Annotated in this window: 18 protein-coding genes; 13 read left to right on the top strand and 5 right to left on the bottom strand. The window is 64.0% G+C overall.

The features are described 5' to 3' along the window. The first annotated feature begins 12 nt into the window (after nt 1-12). The 5 genes from N5J71_RS07365 to pdxJ are packed head-to-tail and all read left to right on the top strand — an operon-like array spanning nt 13 to nt 3,448. On the top strand, nt 13-390 hold the full coding sequence (locus tag N5J71_RS07365; RefSeq protein WP_074855621.1) for a DUF4845 domain-containing protein: 378 nt from the start codon (nt 13-15) through the stop codon (nt 388-390). Then, complete coding sequence (gene rnc / locus N5J71_RS07360) at nt 387-1,076, top strand: ribonuclease III (protein ID WP_074855623.1); 690 nt, start codon at nt 387-389, stop codon at nt 1,074-1,076. Before N5J71_RS07365 ends, rnc begins: the two co-directional genes overlap by 4 nt. Then, nucleotides 1,069-1,968 carry a GTPase Era gene (gene era, locus N5J71_RS07355; RefSeq protein ID WP_039964463.1) on the top strand — a complete coding sequence of 300 codons (900 nt, stop codon included), beginning with the start codon at nt 1,069-1,071 and terminating at the stop codon, nt 1,966-1,968. The genes rnc and era overlap by 8 nt, the downstream gene beginning before the upstream one ends. 51 nt (nt 1,969-2,019) lie before the next feature. Then, nucleotides 2,020-2,709 carry a DNA repair protein RecO gene (gene recO, locus N5J71_RS07350; RefSeq protein WP_279916600.1) on the top strand — a complete coding sequence of 230 codons (690 nt, stop codon included), beginning with the start codon at nt 2,020-2,022 and terminating at the stop codon, nt 2,707-2,709. Next, nucleotides 2,702-3,448: a pyridoxine 5'-phosphate synthase gene (gene pdxJ, locus N5J71_RS07345; protein ID WP_041977810.1), complete on the top strand. Its 747-nt coding sequence runs from the start codon at nt 2,702-2,704 to the stop codon at nt 3,446-3,448. The genes recO and pdxJ overlap by 8 nt, the downstream gene beginning before the upstream one ends. Nucleotides 3,449-3,523: 75 nt before the next feature. Here pdxJ and N5J71_RS07340 read toward each other — a convergent pair whose 3' ends face one another. Next, nucleotides 3,524-4,408: a LysR substrate-binding domain-containing protein gene (locus N5J71_RS07340; protein WP_279534650.1), complete on the bottom strand. Its 885-nt coding sequence runs from the start codon at nt 4,406-4,408 to the stop codon at nt 3,524-3,526. 116 nt (nt 4,409-4,524) lie between these two features. Between N5J71_RS07340 and N5J71_RS07335 the strand changes: the two genes are divergently transcribed. Beyond that, on the top strand, nt 4,525-4,785 hold the full coding sequence (locus N5J71_RS07335) for a hypothetical protein (protein WP_004423896.1): 261 nt from the start codon (nt 4,525-4,527) through the stop codon (nt 4,783-4,785). Nucleotides 4,786-4,848: 63 nt separating this feature from the next. On the opposite strand, the gene cmoB is transcribed toward N5J71_RS07335, so the two are convergent. The 4 genes from cmoB to rapA all read right to left on the bottom strand — a co-directional run bounded on the left by cmoB (nt 4,849) and on the right by rapA (nt 10,278). Continuing rightward, nucleotides 4,849-5,817, bottom strand: a complete 969-nt coding sequence (gene cmoB / locus N5J71_RS07330; RefSeq protein ID WP_004423897.1) for a tRNA 5-methoxyuridine(34)/uridine 5-oxyacetic acid(34) synthase CmoB — start codon at nt 5,815-5,817, stop codon at nt 4,849-4,851. After that, entirely contained in the window at nt 5,814-6,557 is a 744-nt protein-coding gene (cmoA, locus tag N5J71_RS07325) for a carboxy-S-adenosyl-L-methionine synthase CmoA (protein WP_004423898.1), read from the bottom strand. The genes cmoB and cmoA overlap by 4 nt, the downstream gene beginning before the upstream one ends. Nucleotides 6,558-6,655: 98 nt before the next feature. Further along, nucleotides 6,656-7,294 carry a lysoplasmalogenase gene (locus N5J71_RS07320; RefSeq protein ID WP_004423899.1) on the bottom strand — a complete coding sequence of 213 codons (639 nt, stop codon included), beginning with the start codon at nt 7,292-7,294 and terminating at the stop codon, nt 6,656-6,658. 140 nt (nt 7,295-7,434) lie between these two features. Continuing rightward, a complete protein-coding gene (rapA, locus tag N5J71_RS07315; RefSeq protein ID WP_279916599.1) occupies nt 7,435-10,278 on the bottom strand; it encodes an RNA polymerase-associated protein RapA in 2,844 nt (947 codons plus the stop codon). 165 nt (nt 10,279-10,443) lie between these two features. Between rapA and N5J71_RS07310 the strand changes: the two genes are divergently transcribed. The 7 genes from N5J71_RS07310 to N5J71_RS07280 all read left to right on the top strand — a co-directional run bounded on the left by N5J71_RS07310 (nt 10,444) and on the right by N5J71_RS07280 (nt 15,085). Beyond that, entirely contained in the window at nt 10,444-10,737 is a 294-nt protein-coding gene (locus N5J71_RS07310) for a hypothetical protein (protein WP_004423901.1), read from the top strand. A 36-nt stretch (nt 10,738-10,773) separates the two neighbouring features. Then, on the top strand, nt 10,774-11,373 hold the full coding sequence (locus N5J71_RS07305) for an alpha-ketoglutarate-dependent dioxygenase AlkB family protein (RefSeq protein WP_004423902.1): 600 nt from the start codon (nt 10,774-10,776) through the stop codon (nt 11,371-11,373). Continuing rightward, on the top strand, nt 11,370-11,531 hold the full coding sequence (locus N5J71_RS07300) for a hypothetical protein (protein ID WP_004423904.1): 162 nt from the start codon (nt 11,370-11,372) through the stop codon (nt 11,529-11,531). Before N5J71_RS07305 ends, N5J71_RS07300 begins: the two co-directional genes overlap by 4 nt. A gap of 202 nt (nt 11,532-11,733) precedes the next feature. Continuing rightward, nucleotides 11,734-11,850, top strand: a complete 117-nt coding sequence (ccoM, locus tag N5J71_RS07295) for a cytochrome c oxidase subunit CcoM (RefSeq protein ID WP_017361612.1) — start codon at nt 11,734-11,736, stop codon at nt 11,848-11,850. A gap of 194 nt (nt 11,851-12,044) precedes the next feature. Further along, entirely contained in the window at nt 12,045-14,033 is a 1,989-nt protein-coding gene (locus N5J71_RS07290; protein ID WP_279916598.1) for an FUSC family protein, read from the top strand. Beyond that, complete coding sequence (locus tag N5J71_RS07285) at nt 14,020-14,223, top strand: DUF1656 domain-containing protein (RefSeq protein ID WP_004423907.1); 204 nt, start codon at nt 14,020-14,022, stop codon at nt 14,221-14,223. The genes N5J71_RS07290 and N5J71_RS07285 overlap by 14 nt, the downstream gene beginning before the upstream one ends. Before the next feature lie 10 nt (nt 14,224-14,233). After that, the gene (locus N5J71_RS07280; protein ID WP_278619901.1) at nt 14,234-15,085 is read left to right on the top strand and encodes an efflux RND transporter periplasmic adaptor subunit; all 852 of its coding nucleotides are present in this window, start codon (nt 14,234-14,236) and stop codon (nt 15,083-15,085) included. The last annotated feature ends 194 nt before the right edge of the window (nt 15,086-15,279 follow it).

The following is a 15,279-nucleotide window of genomic DNA, read 5'->3' as shown; positions in this document are numbered from 1 at the left end:
TTGGGGATACACATGACTTTCGCGCGCTCGCAGCAGGGGCTTTCCATTCTGGGTTGGCTGGTGGTTCTGGCCGTGGTGGCATTTTTTGCCAGCACCGCGTTCAAGATGTTGCCGCACTATATGGATTACATGTCGCTGGAGAAGATCATCACCTCGGTCGAAACCGACAAGGCTGCAGATGTTCGTACCGTCGGCGAGTTTTACAACCACGTCAGCAAGGGGATGCAGGTCAACAATATCCGTGATCTGAACCTGCGTGATGTGCTCAAGGTGACGCAGGAGAACAATGAATTCCGCGCTCACCTCAAATATGAAAAACGTGAGCCGCTGATCGAGAACCTCGATCTGGTGGTCAATTTCGATAAAGAATTTCGTGTACGAATGCCGTGAACCCTGACCTTTCCCGCCTCGAGCGCAAGCTCGGCTATCGCTTCAAGGACCAGGACCTGATGGTTCTGGCCCTGACCCATCGCAGTTTCGCCGGCCGCAACAATGAGCGGCTGGAATTTCTCGGTGATGCCATCCTCAATTTCGTCGCCGGTGAAGCGCTGTTCGAGCGTTTCCCGCAAGCCCGTGAGGGCCAGTTGTCGCGCCTGCGTGCGCGCCTGGTCAAGGGCGAGACGCTGGCCGTGCTGGCCCGTGGTTTTGAACTTGGCGAATACCTGCGCCTGGGCTCCGGTGAGCTGAAGAGCGGTGGTTTTCGTCGTGAGTCGATCCTCGCCGATGCGCTCGAAGCGCTGATCGGTGCCATCTACCTGGATGCCGGCATGGACGCCGCGCGTGAGCGCGTGCTGGACTGGCTGACCGGCGAGCTCGATGGCCTGACCCTGGTCGACACCAACAAGGATCCGAAAACGCGGCTGCAGGAGTTTCTGCAGTCACGTGCCTGTGAACTGCCTCGTTACGAGGTGGTGGACATTCAAGGTGAGCCGCACTGCCGTACCTTCATGGTCGAGTGCCAGGTTTCCCTGCTTAATGAAAAGACCCTGGGCCAGGGCGGCAGCCGGCGTATCGCCGAGCAGGTCGCTGCGGCTGCGGCGCTGATCGCCCTCGGGGTGGAGAATGGCAATGACTGATGCACCTGTAACGCGCTGCGGCTACGTCGCCATCGTCGGCCGGCCCAACGTGGGCAAGTCGACGTTGCTCAACCACATCCTCGGGCAGAAGCTGGCGATCACTTCGCGCAAACCGCAGACCACCCGTCACAACATGCTCGGGATCAAGACCGAAGGCAACGTGCAGGCTGTCTACGTCGATACGCCGGGTTTGCACAAGCACAACGACAAGGCGCTCAACCGCTACATGAACCGCAGCGCCTCGAGCGCACTGAAGGACGTCGATGTGGTGGTGTTCGTGGTCGACCGTACGCGCTGGACCGATGAAGACCAGCTGGTGCTGGAAAAGGTGCGGCACGTCAAATGCCCGATCCTGCTGGCGGTGAACAAAGCCGACCGGCTGGAAGACAAGAGCGAGCTGCTGCCGCACCTGAACTGGCTGGCCGAGCAGTTGCCGCAGGCCGAGATCGTGCCGATTTCCGCGCTGCAGGGGCAGAACCTCGACACCCTGGAGAAGCTGGTGGGTGAGCGCCTGCCGGAGTCCGAACACTTCTACCCGGAAGACCAGATCACCGACCGCTCCAGCCGCTTCCTCGCAGCCGAACTGATCCGCGAGAAGATCATGCGCCAGCTCGGTGCCGAGTTGCCGTACCAGATCACCGTGGAGATCGAGGAGTTCAAGCAGGAAGGCCGCATTCTGCACATCCACGGCTTGATCCTGGTAGAGCGCGACGGACAGAAGAAGATCATCATCGGTGACAAGGGCGAGCGTATCAAACGCATTGGTGCCGATGCCCGTAAGGACATGGAAACCATGTTCGACTCCAAGGTGATGCTCAACCTCTGGGTCAAGGTCAAAGGCGGTTGGTCCGACGACGAACGCGCCCTGCGTTCATTGGGGTACCTGGATTGAGTCATCTGCCGCCAGTTCAGTGCTGCGCGGCTTTTGCCTGAGGCTTGCAACGTGCAGCTTGCCGCTTATGTCTTGCATAGCCGTCCCTACAAGGAAAGCAGCGCCCTGGTGGATTTCTTCACTGCCCAGGGCCGTATTCGCGCGGTGCTGCGCGCCGCGCGCGGCAAGGTCGGCAGCATTGCCCGGCCGTTCGCCCCGCTGGAGCTGGAACTGCGCGGGCGCGGCGAGTTGAAGACCGTTGGGCGCCTGGAAAGCGTCGGTATACCCTTGCTGCTCACCGGCGAAGCGTTGTTTTCCGGGCTTTACCTCAACGAGTTGCTGATCCGCCTGCTGCCGGCCGAAGACCCGCACCCCGTGATGCTCGAGCACTATGGCCTCACCTTGCAGGCACTGGCTGCCGGCCGGGCGCTGGAACCGCTGTTGCGTGCGTTCGAATGGCGTCTGCTGGACGAGCTGGGCTATGGTTTCGCCCTGGATCGTGACCAGCACGACCAACCCATCGATCCGACTGCACTTTACCGTTGGCAGCAGGACATAGGCCTGGTGCCGGTGGTACAACTGCAACCCGGTGTATTCCAGGGCCGCGAACTGTTGGCCATGGCCGAAGCCGACTGGCAGACCCCAGGCGCGCTGGCTGCCGCCAAGCGCCTGATGCGTCAGGCGCTGGCACCTCATCTCGGCGGTAGGCCCCTGGTCAGCCGCGAACTTTTCATGACGCTCAAGGAGTCCAAGCGTGACTGAGGCCAATCGTATTCTGCTCGGCGTGAACATCGACCACGTCGCCACCCTGCGCCAGGCTCGTGGCACGCGCTACCCGGACCCGGTCAAGGCCGCGCTGGACGCCGAAGAAGCCGGCGCCGATGGTATTACCGTGCACCTGCGTGAAGACCGCCGGCACATTCAGGATCGCGACGTGCGTGTGCTGGCCGACGTGCTGCAGACGCGGATGAACTTCGAGATGGGCGTCACCGATTTCATGCTCGGTTTCGCCGAGCAGATCCGTCCGGCGCATGTCTGCCTGGTACCGGAAACCCGCCAGGAACTGACCACCGAAGGCGGTCTGGACGTGGCCGGGCAGGAGGCGCGTATCGCCGCGGCGGTGGAGCGTCTGACGCTGGCCGGTTGCGAGGTGTCGTTGTTCATCGACGCCGAAGAGCGGCAGATCGAAGCGGCCATGCGCGTCGGCGCGCCGGCCATCGAACTGCATACCGGTCGCTATGCTGATGCGCACACCGCGGAAGAAGCCGCGCATGAGCTTTCACGCATTCGCGATGGCGTTATCTGCGGCCTGAACCACGGGCTGATCGTCAACGCTGGTCACGGTTTGCACTACCACAATGCCGAGGCTGTCGCCGCGATTCCCGGCATCAACGAACTGAACATCGGCCACGCCATCGTCGCCCATGCGTTGTTCGTCGGCTTCAAGCAGGCGGTCGCCGAGATGAAAGCGCTGATAGTCGCCGCTGCCTATCGCGGCTAGCGTACTTTGTGGGAGGGGCTTCAGCCGCGACTTTCGATAGTCTATCGCCGCTGAAGCGCCTCCCACTTCGTTCGTTCAATCCTGGCTGAAAGCCTGAACCATCTGCCTGGCGAGCGCCTCGACGGTGTCGTTGTGTTGATGGCCGAGAATCAGCTTGATGTGGTACTCGCCAAGGGCGGGCAAGCCTTGTTCTGCGCCGAGCCGGCGTAGCGGCGGCTTGACCAGGCTGCGGGGGAAAGGCGCGATGGCCAGGTCGGCGGTCATTGCCGCTTCTTGGCCAGCGCACTGCTCGCAGGAGTAGGCGATGCGATAGGCAAGCCCCTGCCGATCCAGCGCATCGAGCGCGGTGCGGCGCCAGGAGCAGCCGGGGTTGGCCAGTGCCAGCGGCAAGGGCGAGCGCTGCATGGCCAGGCCACCGTCACGCACGGCCCAGACCAGCTCCTGCGAATAGATCACTTCGCCGCGCGCATCATCCAGGCCGTCGTTGCCGGCGTTGATCAGGGTCAGGTCCAGCTCGCCTGCATCCAGCTTCGCCACCAGATCCACACTGCGCCCGACATTGACCTCGACCTCCACGGCCGGATGGCTGCGGGCGAACAGAGTCAAAACACTCGGTAGTACGCGGTCGCCGATATCGTTCGGCGTACCGAAGCGCACGCGGCCGGTCAGCGTCGGGGTGAGAAAGCGTGCCACCGCTTCTTCGTTGAGCTTGAGCAGACGTCTGGCGTAGCCCAGCAGCAGCTCGCCTTCGGCTGTCAGTTGCACGCGCCTTGCCTCGCGGGAGAACAGGCGCTGGCCCAGTGTTTCCTCCAGACGCTTGATCTGCAGGCTGACGGCTGCCGTGCTGCGAAACACTTGCGCAGCCGTGCGGGTGAAGCTGCCGCTGTCGGCGATGGCGACGAAGGTGCGCAGCACATCGCTTTCCAGAAGCGGCAGGGCGGTCGTGGCTGTCATGTTCATGATCGTTAAACATTACTTAATTAGGTCTTTGGTATTTGTCGTTTTTTTGAACGATAGGCGCGTTTCATTCTGATCGTAAGCCCGGCACAGGCCGGCAGCGAAACGGAGGAAATGCCATGAACAGTTCGAGCAAGTACGACAAGTCGCGCCCGGCCATGCCCGAGTTCTACATGCCGGCCATGTGGCCGCTGGATCTGCAGAACGCCATCGTCGATTGGGTTGGCGCCTGGTTCTGGCGTCGGCGCATGCGTCGTCTGCTGGCGCAGGACATCGAGGGAAGGATCCGCCTGGGCGGTGCCCGTGGTGTGGTAGAGCAGAGCGCCGGTGAACCGCTGCTTTTGATCGCTCAGCGGCGTGCGCGTTGGCTGCGACCGTAGGGCGGGTGCAACCCGCCAATTGCAGTCTGGCGGGTTGCACCCGCCCTACGAGACTCGCTGTGCCTAGGGCTTGCGCGCGACAAGCACGGCGCGGGTCGGTGCCGGCAGGCCTTCGACGGTACGGCTGTGGTCGGCAGGGTCGAGGAATTCGGGTAGCGACTGGAAGCGCATCCACTCGGTGGCACGTTGTTCTTCCACCGAGGTGGTGCTGACGTCGACGCAGCGTACGTCCTCGAAACCGGCACGGCGCAGCCAGCGCTCCAGCGCCGGCACCGAGGGCAGGAACCAGACGTTGCGCATCTGTGCGTAGCGGTCTTCCGGTACCAGCACCTGCTCGCTGTCGCCCTCGACTACCAAGGTTTCCAGCACCAGTTCGCCGCCTTTGACCAAGGCATCCTTCAGATCGAGCAGGTGATCGATGGGCGAGCGACGGTGGTACAGCACACCCATGGAGAACACGGTGTCGAAGCCTTGCAGCTTGGCTGGCAGCTCCTCAAAGGCCAGTGGCAGGTGCCACACTGGTTGATCCGGCAGGTAGCGCTTCATCGCCAGGAACTGGCAGAGGAACAGCCAGTTGGGGTCGATGCCGACCACGCTGTTTGCGCCCGCACCGAGCATGCGCCACATGTAGTAGCCGTTGCCGCAACCGACATCGAGGATGCGTTTGCCGGCCAGGTCCAGGTGCGGGGCGACGCGCTGCCATTTCCAGTCCGAGCGCCATTCGGTGTCGATGTGTACGCCGAACAGCTCGAACGGCCCCTTGCGCCAGGGAATCAGGCCCTGCAGAGCGGTTTTCAATTGCGCGCGGGTGGCGTCATCGCAGGCGCCGCCGAAGGCGAAGCGCTGCAGCAGCTCCACCTCACTCACCGGTAATTCAGGCAGTGCCTGCACGGCGCCGTACCAGCGCGCCAGGTCGCCGTGACCGATGGCCAGCTTGGCATCGAGCTGGCCGGGCAGCTCACAAGCCCAGTCCAGCAGCGGGGTGCCGGCCAGTTGCGCCTGCAGCGCGTCGAGATCCAGGTCGCGCATCATGGCAGGGCCACCAGCGAGGCGAAGTTAAGGCACTGGAACCAGGGCACCACCTTGCTGAAACCGGCAGCCAGCAGGCGTTCGCGGTGCTGCTGGAGGCTGTCGGGTAGCATCACCTTCTCGATGGCGCTGCGTTTCTGCGCGATTTCCAGCTCGCTGTAGCCGTTGGCACGTTTGAAGGCTACATGCAGCTCTGTGAGCAGCTCATGCTCGGCGGCATCCTCGAAGCGCAGCTTTTCCGAGAGAATCAGCGCGCCACCGGGCAGCAGCGCCTGGCGAATGCGCGTGAGCAATTCCAGGCGGCGCTCCGGGGGGATGAACTGCAGGGTGAAGTTGAGCGTGACCAGCGAGGTGGGGTGCAGGTCGAGGGCCAGGATGTCGGCTTCGATCACCTGCACCGGCAGCAGCTCCTGGAACATGGCGTCCTGGGCGTGCAGGTATTCGCGGCAGCGTTCGACCATGGCTGGCGAGTTGTCCACCGCGATCACCTGGCAGCCGTCCGCTTTTACATGGCGGCGCAGTGCCTGGGTCACCGCGCCGAGCGAGGCGCCGAGGTCATACAGTGTAGTGTGCGCCTCGGCGAACTGGCCGGCGAGTACGCCGATGTTCTCGACGATGGTCGGGTAGCCGGGCACCGAGCGCTTGATCATGTCGGGGAAGACCCGCACCACGTCCTCGTTGAAGACGAAATCGGGCACCTCGGGCAGAGGTTGGGCGAACAGACGATCAGGTTCTTGGCTCACGGCAATCGCAACGGGTAGCGGGAAAGGCCGGCATTTTAGCCAAGTGCGCGCCTGCCGTCAGGGCTTTCCCGCTGCCTGGCAGGGGTATCAATCGCCTGCTAGGTCTTGGTGCGTTCGAAGGCCGAAGCGGCAATACCCCACTGGCCGAGCCAGTAGGTGAGGATGATGGCATAGGGCGCGGCGTCGAAGCTGACGACGAAGCGATCGATGCCGATCAGGCTATCGGAGAGCATGAACAGCGTCGCGCCGCCGACGGCCAGCCAGGCCGAACGTGTTTGCAGGCCAGGCTGACCGAGACGCGCCAGGGCCCGCCAGAGCATCAGACAGATTGCCATGGCATAGCAGGCCACCGGAATCAGCAGGCTGCCCAAGCCGCCGCTCGCCAGTACGGCGAACATCGTTGCGCCTGCCAGCAGTGCCAGCAGCAGGGCGGGCAAGGCAAGTCGGCGGCTGTCGGAACAGTAGGCGTACAGGTAGGCCAGATGAGCCAGCAGGAAGGCGCCGAGGCCGAATACGAAGAGGTCTTGCGGCCAGTCGAGCAGAATGTCGCCGAGCAGTGAACACAGCAGGCCAATGCCGATCCAGCGCCGGTAGGTGCCGGCGGGTGCCTGGCGTAGCCAGAGCAGCAGGGCGATCACCGGGATGCCTTTGCTCAGCAGGCTGAGTTGCACATCACCGCTGATCCGGCCGTAGATAAAGACCGCAGCACCCACTAGACCGAGCAGCAACCAGCGCATGACAAGACTCCCTGTGTTATCGGATGCGCAACTATGGCCAGTGGCTGGACGCTTGCCAATGCGAGAGGTGCCAAAGCGAGTGGCAGATCGTGCCGCTGTACGGTGGGTGAGGGCGATACCTGCACCCACTGCGTTCAGCGTCAGCCTGCAACCAGTACGCGGATGGCTTCCAGGCGCAGGGCGGCCTTGTCGAACATCGCCAGGCTCTGTTCGCGCTGCTCGCGCAGGGCGTCGATCTCGCTGTCGCGCACGCTTGGGTTGACCGCCTGCAGGGCGACCAGGCGCGCCAGTTCCTCGTCCAGTTCAGCGATCAGGCGACGCTTGGCCTCACTCACGCGCTCGACATGGCGCGGCATGACCTTGGCTTCGGCATCGTTGATCTGCTTGGCCAGCACGTCGCGCTGGGCCTGGACGAACTTGTTGGCGCTGGCGCGCGGCACGCTTTCAAGCTGATCGTTGAGCGTCTCGAAGCCGACCTTGGGCGCCAGGTCGTTGCCATTGGCGTCGAGCAGGCAGCGCAGCCCAGCCGGCGGCAGGAAGCGCCCCAGTTGCAGTTTGCGCGGGGCGACCACTTCGCTGACGTAGAGCAGCTCCAGTAGCACGGTGCCGGGCTTGAGCGCCTTGTTCTTGATCAGCGCGACGGCGGTGTTGCCCATCGAGCCGGACAGCACCAGGTCCATGCCGCCCTGCACCATGGGGTGTTCCCAGGTGAGGAACTGCATGTCCTCGCGGACCAGGGCCTGCTCGCGATCGTAGGTGATGGTCACTGCTTCGTCGTCACCCAACGGGAAGCTGGCATCCAGCATTTTTTCGCTGGGGCGCAGGATCAGCGCGTTGTCGGAGTGGTCTTCGCTGTCGATGCCGAAGGCGTTGAACAGCTCTTCCATGTAGATCGGCAGGGTGAACTGGTCGTCCTGCTCGAGGATGGCGGAGGCCAAGGCTTCGCCTTCACCGGCGCCGCCGGAGTTCAGCTCCAGCAGGCGGTCACGGCCGCTGTGCAGCTCGCCTTCGAGGCGAATGCGTTCGGCGGTGGCTTCGTCCAGCAGTTGCTGCCACTGGCCGTCGTCACCGTTTTCCAGCAACGGCAGCAGGCGCGGGCCGAACTGGTGCTGCAGGGCGTTGCCGGTGGGGCAGGTGGCGAGGAAGGCATTGAGCGCCTGGTGGTACCACTGGAACAGGCGTTCCTGCGGGCTGTTTTCCAGGTACGGCACGTGCAGCTGGATGCGGTGTTTCTGGCCGATGCGGTCGAGACGGCCGATGCGCTGTTCGAGCAGGTCCGGGTGGGCCGGCAGGTCGAACAGCACCAGGTGATGGGCGAACTGGAAGTTGCGGCCTTCGGAGCCGATCTCCGAGCAGATCAGCACCTGCGCGCCAAATTCTTCATCGGCGAAGTAGGCGGCGGCGCGGTCGCGCTCGAGGATGCTCATGCCTTCATGGAACACCGTGGCCGGGATGCCGGAACGCACGCGCAGGGCGTCTTCCAGATCCAGCGCGGTTTCGGCGTGGGCACAGATCACCAGCACCTTGAATTTCTTCAGCATCTTCAGGGTGTCGATCAGCCACTCGACGCGCGGGTCGATACGCCACCAGCGTTGCTCTTCGTCGACATCGTCCTGCGCCTGGTAGCTGACTTCCGGGTACAGCTCGGCATGCTCGCCGATCGGCAGCTCCAGGTATTCGTCCGGACTCGGCAGCGGGTAGGGGTGCAGCTCGCGCTCGGGGAAGCCCTGCACGGCGGCGCGGGTGTTGCGGAACAGCAGGCGGCCGGTGCCGTGGCGATCCAGCAGCTCGCGCACCAGACGGGCGCGCGCCTGTTCGTCGCCGCCGTCGATGGCATCGAGTAGTTCGCGACCTTCATCGCCGAGGAAGCCGCCGATGGCATCGCGCGCCTGGGCGCTGAGCCTGCCCTGGTCGAGCAGTTCCTGTACCGCTTCGGCCACCGGGCGGTACTGGCTACTTTCGGCGCGGAAGGCTTCCAGGTCATGGAAGCGGGCCGGGTCGAGCAGGCGCAGGCGGGCGAAGTGGCTGTCCTGGCCGAGCTGCTCCGGGGTGGCGGTGAGCAGCAGCACGCCGGGGATGACCTCGGCAAGCTGCTCGACCAGCGAATACTCGGCGCTGGCCTGTTCCGGGTGCCAGACCAGGTGGTGGGCCTCGTCGACTACCAGCAGATCCCAGCCGGCGGCGAACAGGGCGTCCTGAGCCTTCTCGTCTTCCTTCAGCCATTCCAGGGCGACCAGCGCCAGTTGGCAGTCCTCGAAGGGGTTGCTGGCGTCGCTTTCCATGAAACGCTCGGCGTCGAACAGGGCGACGTCGAGGTTGAAACGCCGGCGCATTTCCACCAGCCACTGGTGCTGCAGGTTTTCCGGCACCAGGATCAGCACGCGGCTGGCGCGACCGGAGAGCAGCTGACGATGGATCACCAGGCCGGCTTCGATGGTCTTGCCCAGGCCCACTTCGTCGGCCAGCAGTACGCGCGGGGCGATGCGGTCGGCCACTTCACGGGCGATGTGCAACTGGTGGGCGATCGGTTGAGCGCGGGCGCCGCCCAGGCCCCAGAGTGACGACTGCAGCAGGCGGCTGTTGTGTTCGAGGCTGTGGTAGCGCAGGGCGAACCAGGCCAGCGGGTCGATCTGGCCGGCGAACAGGCGGTCGCTGGCCAGGCGGAACTGGATGAAGTTCGACAACTGAGTTTCCGGCATGGTGACCGGCTGATGCTGGGCATCGAGGCCGTGGTAGACCAGCAGGCCGTCGACGTCCTCGACTTCCTGCACGGTGAGCTTCCAACCCTCGAAATGGGTGATCTCGTCACCCGGGGCGAAGCGTACACGGGTCAACGGAGCATTGCGCGTAGCGTACTGGCGGGTTTCGCCGGTGGCCGGGTAAAGCACGGTGAGCAGGCGGCCATCCTCGGCGAGGATGGTTCCCAGACCCAATTCCGCTTCGCTGTCACTGATCCAGCGTTGCCCCGGTTGATATTGCGCCATGCCTGTCTGTCTCCCGCGTGAAAAGCCGGCTATGGTAACGGATGCAGCGCCACGGCCAAAGCAGTCATGACACTATTGCCGTGCGGCTTAGTCAAAAGTGTAGCGAGCACCGGCTAAAGTCGCGGCTCACGGGGCCGACAGCCTGACCAAAGGAGGTGCTGAAACGTGCTACCGCCGATCCCCCACAGTCTGGTGCCGGTCACTGCTACGCAAGACGTGATCAAGCCCAGGCCCGAGATTCCTCCGGTGACCCCGGCTTCGGAGAGCGCCAAGGAAAGTGCGCTGAGCTTGGACAAGCGGCACCCGCAGGAAACCGAGGAGCTGCTGCGTGAAGAGCAGCGTCGTCGTCAGCGGCGCGGCTACACCCCCGAGCAACTGGCTGAGGCCGAGCCGGAAGAGCTGGAGCAAGCGCTAGGTGATCTGCCCAGGCAGGGGCTGTGGGTAGACGTTGAAGTCTGAGACACTGATTTCATCCTCTTCTTCATAGACCTCACGATGCTGTTCGCCGACCCCTTGCCCGCACTTGCCGATGCCGAGCTGGATTATCTGCCCGGCTGGGTCGACGCTGCCCTGGCCGATAGCTGGCTGCAAGCACTGGTCGAGCAAACGCCCTGGCAGCAACCCGAGTTGTTCATCCATGGTCGCTATCACCGCACGCCACGGCTGACCGCCTGGTATGGCGAGCCCGAGGCGCGTTACCGCTATTCCGGGAAGATCCACGAGCCCTTGCCCTGGACGCCGCTGCTGGACGAGATTCGCCAACGGGTCGAGAAAGAAGTCGAGCAATCGCTCAATGCCGTGCTGCTCAATCATTACCGCGACGGCCAGGACTCCATGGGCTGGCACAGCGATGCCGAGCCTGAGCTGGGGCGCAATCCGTTGATCGCCTCGCTCAATCTGGGCGGCAGCCGGCGCTTCGATCTGCGTCGGCTTGGCAGCATGCGCATCGAGCATTCGCTGACGCTGGAGCATGCTTCGCTACTGGTCATGCGCGGGCCAACCCAGCATCATTGGCAACATCAAGTGGCGAAGACGCGCCAACGCTGCGCGCCACGCCTGAACCTGACCTTTCGCCTGATCCGGTTTCCGCTATGAGCAATGACGACAAGCTGATCGACTTCGCCGCCGAGCGCGACAAGCGTATCCACGATCTTAACGACAAGCGCCTCAACGAGATGCGCCAGGTGTTCGAGCAGGTATTGCCGCTGGGCAAGGGCAGGAAGAAGTCCAAGAGCAAACCCAAGAAGCGCTGAAACTCCCGCCGTTTGCGTGTCAGGCACAGCTGCCAGGCTGTGCTTCGCGCCCCGTACCCCCCCCGATTTCTTGACCTGGGTCAGTATTCCCCAAGGCCTGGTCACGCCTGCTCTCCAGCCATTGATCCAGGTCAATTTTCCCGCCGCTCGTGCTGATAACGTGAAGCCATCCCAGACAGACAGGCACAACAGGAGGCAGCCCATGTTCGTCGATACAGTGGTTCTCGCCGGAGTCGGCACCGTACTTCTGATGGTCGCGTTCTTCGGGGGGGTTGGTTACTTCATCTGGAAGGATGCGCACAAGCGCAAGCAGAGCTGATCCTTCCAGTTCACTGGGCACGCAAGGCAATTCGGGCGACCTCGGTCGCCCTTTTTTATTTGCGCCTTGCCCGCCTGAGGTCGCAGCACCTTCTGGACATAAATACTTAGCTAGCTAATAATTTGGTTCCGCACGGAGGCGCAACTCAATCGCTACAGCTATGTTCAGGGCTGAGATTCTTTCAGGTCGCCATTGTGCGTGATTCCTTGCTGGCGTTTCTCGCGCCAAGCTCGCAAGCCGTTCAATTTGCCATCAAGACCCTGCTCGGCGGTGGTCTGGCGCTGTGGTGCGCGTTGCGTTTCGGCCTGGAACAGCCGCAGTGGGCGCTGATGACCGCGTTCATCGTCGCCCAGCCGCTGTCCGGCATGGTCGTGCAGAAGGGCCTGGCGCGGCTGTTCGGCACGCTGGTCGGCACCTGCATGGCCGTGGTGATGATGGGGCTGTTCGCCCAGGCGCCGCTGTTGTTCGTGCTGGCGTTCGCCCTGTGGCTGGCGCTGTGCACGGCATCCTCGACCATGTTGCGCAGCGCCTGGTCGTACTCTTTCGTGCTGGCCGGCTACACGGTGGCGATCATCGCCTTGCCGGCCATTGGCAAGCCGCATGTGGTGTTCGACGAGGCCATCGCCCGTTGCACGGAAATCTGCCTGGGCATCACCTGCGCCACCCTGAGCAGCGTCTTGCTCTGGCCGCAGCGGGTCGAACGACAACTGGCGCAGCAGGCGCGTAACGCCTGGCAGGCTGGAGTAGCGGCGTCGCGCCAGGCGCTGGCTGGTGAGGCCGACGCGCGGCAAGGCTTGCTGGAAGTGCTGGCGCGAATCGTCGCCGTGGATGCTCAGCGTGAGCATGCCTGGTTCGAGGGCGCGCAAGGGCGCCAGCGAGCCGTGGCGCTGAGGGTGCTGAGCCGTGATCTGCTCGGCATGTTGCGTCTGGCCCGCGGTGTGGCGCGACAGTGGCGGCTACTGAGCAGCAGCGAGACGCAGGCGGTCGCGCCCTGGTTGCAGGTGGTGGACGAGCGCTTGCAGCAGGAGCAGCCAGCGGGCCTGCTGGAGCTGGTCGAGCAACTGCGCCAGGCGGCGCAGGACGATGAACTGAGCAGTGGCCAGAAGCTGTGCCTGGAGCGGTTGATGGTGCTGCTGTTGCGTGTCGAGGACGCCAGTCGTGCCTTGCTCGCAGTCGAGGAGGGCAGAGCGCCGGCCGATGCGCCGCGCGCCTTGTCCTGGCACTACGACTGGCAGACTGCGCTGGTGTATGGCTCGCGCAGTGCGCTGACCTTCCTGGTTCTGGCTGCATTCTGGCTGGCCACTGGCTGGACCCACGCCACCGGTGCGCTGCTGCTGGCCTGCGTGGTGTGCAGCCTGTTCGCCCGGCTCGAAGCGGCGCCGCAGATCGGCATGATGTTCCTGCGCGGGATCTTCTACGCACTGCCAGTGGCGTTCTTCGTCGGGCAGATTCTGATGCCGCAGATCGACGGCTTCGTGATGCTCTGCCTGGTGCTGGGCGTACCGCTGTTCTTTGGCGTGTTGGGCATGGCCAAGCCGGCGACGGCCGCCACATCCACTTCGTTCTGCCTGCATTTCATCGTGCTCTGCCTGCCGGCACCGGGTGTCGGCTACAACGTCGAGTTCTTCCTCAATGAAGCGCCAGGCATGCTGATAGGCGTGGGTTGTGCGGTGATGGCCTTCAAGCTGGTGGTGCTGCGCAATCCGGTCTGGCATGGCCGGCGCCTGATGCAGGCGATCCTGGCCGACCTCGGGCGGTTGAGCCGCCGCGACCTGGGGCGTGCCGAAAACTGGTTCGGTGGGCGTATGGCTGATCGTCTGCTGCAGTTGGCGCGGCATTATCCGGCGCGGCCTGATCAGGCGCGCAGCCGCTGGGACGATGGCGTGGCCGGGCTTGATCTGGGCGACGAGTTGCTGCATCTGCGCAAGTGCCTGGCCAATGCCGATGCTGGCCTGGCGCGGTCGCAGCGGCGTTTCCTGGAGCGCCTCGACGACGCGCTGGAGCGTGCTCCCGCACCAGGGCGTGAAGACGATCTGAACGCTGCGGTGGCCGAACTGCAGGAGTCCCTGCGCGCCTGCACGCCGAGCATCGACAAGCGCCTGGCCGAGGCGGCGCTGTTGCAGCTGCAAAACGGCTGGCTCCACTGGTGCCAACTAAGAGGAGGGGCTAATGGGCTTGCATGAATGGTCGCTGGGCGGCGTATTGCTGAGCCCGATGGCGGCCTACGCGGTATTGGCGCTGTTGCTGACCGGCGTGTTGCGCCTGGGGCTGCAGCGCATCGGGCTGTCGCGCTGGATCTGGCACGAAGCCCTGTTCGACTGTGCCCTGTATGTCTGTGTCCTGGCTGCGGTGCTTGCCGTGCTGGGGCGGTAAGGAGAAAAGCATGCGTTCGACCATTCGAGTCGGCATCACCCTGGCCATGGTGGTGGCGGCGATCTTCGCCGGCTCCTGGATCTGGCAGCACTACATGTACTCGCCCTGGACGCGCGACGCTCGGGTGCGCGCCGACGTGGTAACCATCGCCCCGGACGTGTCCGGCTGGGTGGTCGAGCTCAAGGTGCGCGACAACCAGCAGGTCAAGGCGGGGGATCTGCTGATGAGCATCGACCGCGATCGCTATCAGGCGGCGGTGGAGAAGGCCAAGGCGGTGGTGGATATTCGCCGCCAGCAGCTGAGCCTGCGCGAGCACGAAGCTTCGCGCCGCTCTCGCCTGGGTGCCCAGGCGATCAGTGCCGAGCTGCTGGAGAGCGCGCAGATCAATGCCGAGATGGCGCGCAGCGAGTACCGCGAAGCGCAGGCTGATCTGCGTGTGGCCGAGCTGAATCTGGCGCGCAGCGAAGTGCATGCCCCGCGCGACGGACAGATCACCAACCTGGTGCTGGCCCAGGGCAACTACGTGAATGCCGGGCAGGCGGTGATGGCGCTGGTCGATACCCAGTCATTCTACGTACAGGCGTATTTCGAGGAGACCAAGCTGCCGCGCATCCAGGTCGGCGCGCCGGTGGAGGTCTGGTTGATGGGCGGTGATCAGCAGCTTCGCGGCGAGGTGGAGAGCATCAGCCGCGGCATCACCGATCGCAACGCCAGCCCGGACGGGCAATTGCTGGCCGACGTCGAACCGACCTTCAATTGGGTGCGCCTGGCGCAGCGCATTCCGGTGCGTATCAAGCTCGATCAGGTACCCGAGAGCATGGTGCTGAGCGCCGGCATGACCGCCAGCGTAAGGGTGGAGTAGCGCGGTTCTGACTGGTAGGAGCCGCGCCTCGCGGCGAATGGTTCAGGCAACGTCGATAATGAGTTGAACCCACTATTCGCCCCGGGGCGGGGCTCCTACAGTCCGAAGGATGGGCAACGCGAAGCTTGTCCACCGCTTGGACTGACGCAATGGTGGATGAAAGAAGCGTCATCCACCCTGCGACCAATTGAACG

The organism is Ectopseudomonas oleovorans (genome assembly GCF_029845265.1).
GTDB classification, from domain to species: domain Bacteria; phylum Pseudomonadota; class Gammaproteobacteria; order Pseudomonadales; family Pseudomonadaceae; genus Aquipseudomonas; species Aquipseudomonas oleovorans.
The sequence above is the reverse complement of the archived record's forward strand: the minus strand, read 5'-3'. Positions and strand labels throughout refer to the sequence as shown.

Bases quoted from the DNA above. Each gene is read 5' to 3' on its own strand.
- N5J71_RS07365 (WP_074855621.1), top strand. From the start codon at position 13: ATGACTTTCGCGCGCTCGCAGCAGGGGCTTTCCATTCTGGGTTGGCTG.
- era (WP_039964463.1), top strand. From the start codon at position 1,069: ATGACTGATGCACCTGTAACGCGCTGCGGCTACGTCGCCATCGTCGGC.
- N5J71_RS07340 (WP_279534650.1), bottom strand. From the start codon at position 4,408: ATGAACATGACAGCCACGACCGCCCTGCCGCTTCTGGAAAGCGATGTG.
- N5J71_RS07335 (WP_004423896.1), top strand. From the start codon at position 4,525: ATGAACAGTTCGAGCAAGTACGACAAGTCGCGCCCGGCCATGCCCGAG.
- cmoB (WP_004423897.1), bottom strand. From the start codon at position 5,817: ATGATGCGCGACCTGGATCTCGACGCGCTGCAGGCGCAACTGGCCGGC.
- N5J71_RS07320 (WP_004423899.1), bottom strand. From the start codon at position 7,294: ATGCGCTGGTTGCTGCTCGGTCTAGTGGGTGCTGCGGTCTTTATCTAC.
- rapA (WP_279916599.1), bottom strand. From the start codon at position 10,278: ATGGCGCAATATCAACCGGGGCAACGCTGGATCAGTGACAGCGAAGCG.
- N5J71_RS07305 (WP_004423902.1), top strand. From the start codon at position 10,774: ATGCTGTTCGCCGACCCCTTGCCCGCACTTGCCGATGCCGAGCTGGAT.
- N5J71_RS07300 (WP_004423904.1), top strand. From the start codon at position 11,370: ATGAGCAATGACGACAAGCTGATCGACTTCGCCGCCGAGCGCGACAAG.
- ccoM (WP_017361612.1), top strand. From the start codon at position 11,734: ATGTTCGTCGATACAGTGGTTCTCGCCGGAGTCGGCACCGTACTTCTG.
- N5J71_RS07285 (WP_004423907.1), top strand. From the start codon at position 14,020: ATGGGCTTGCATGAATGGTCGCTGGGCGGCGTATTGCTGAGCCCGATG.
- N5J71_RS07280 (WP_278619901.1), top strand. From the start codon at position 14,234: ATGCGTTCGACCATTCGAGTCGGCATCACCCTGGCCATGGTGGTGGCG.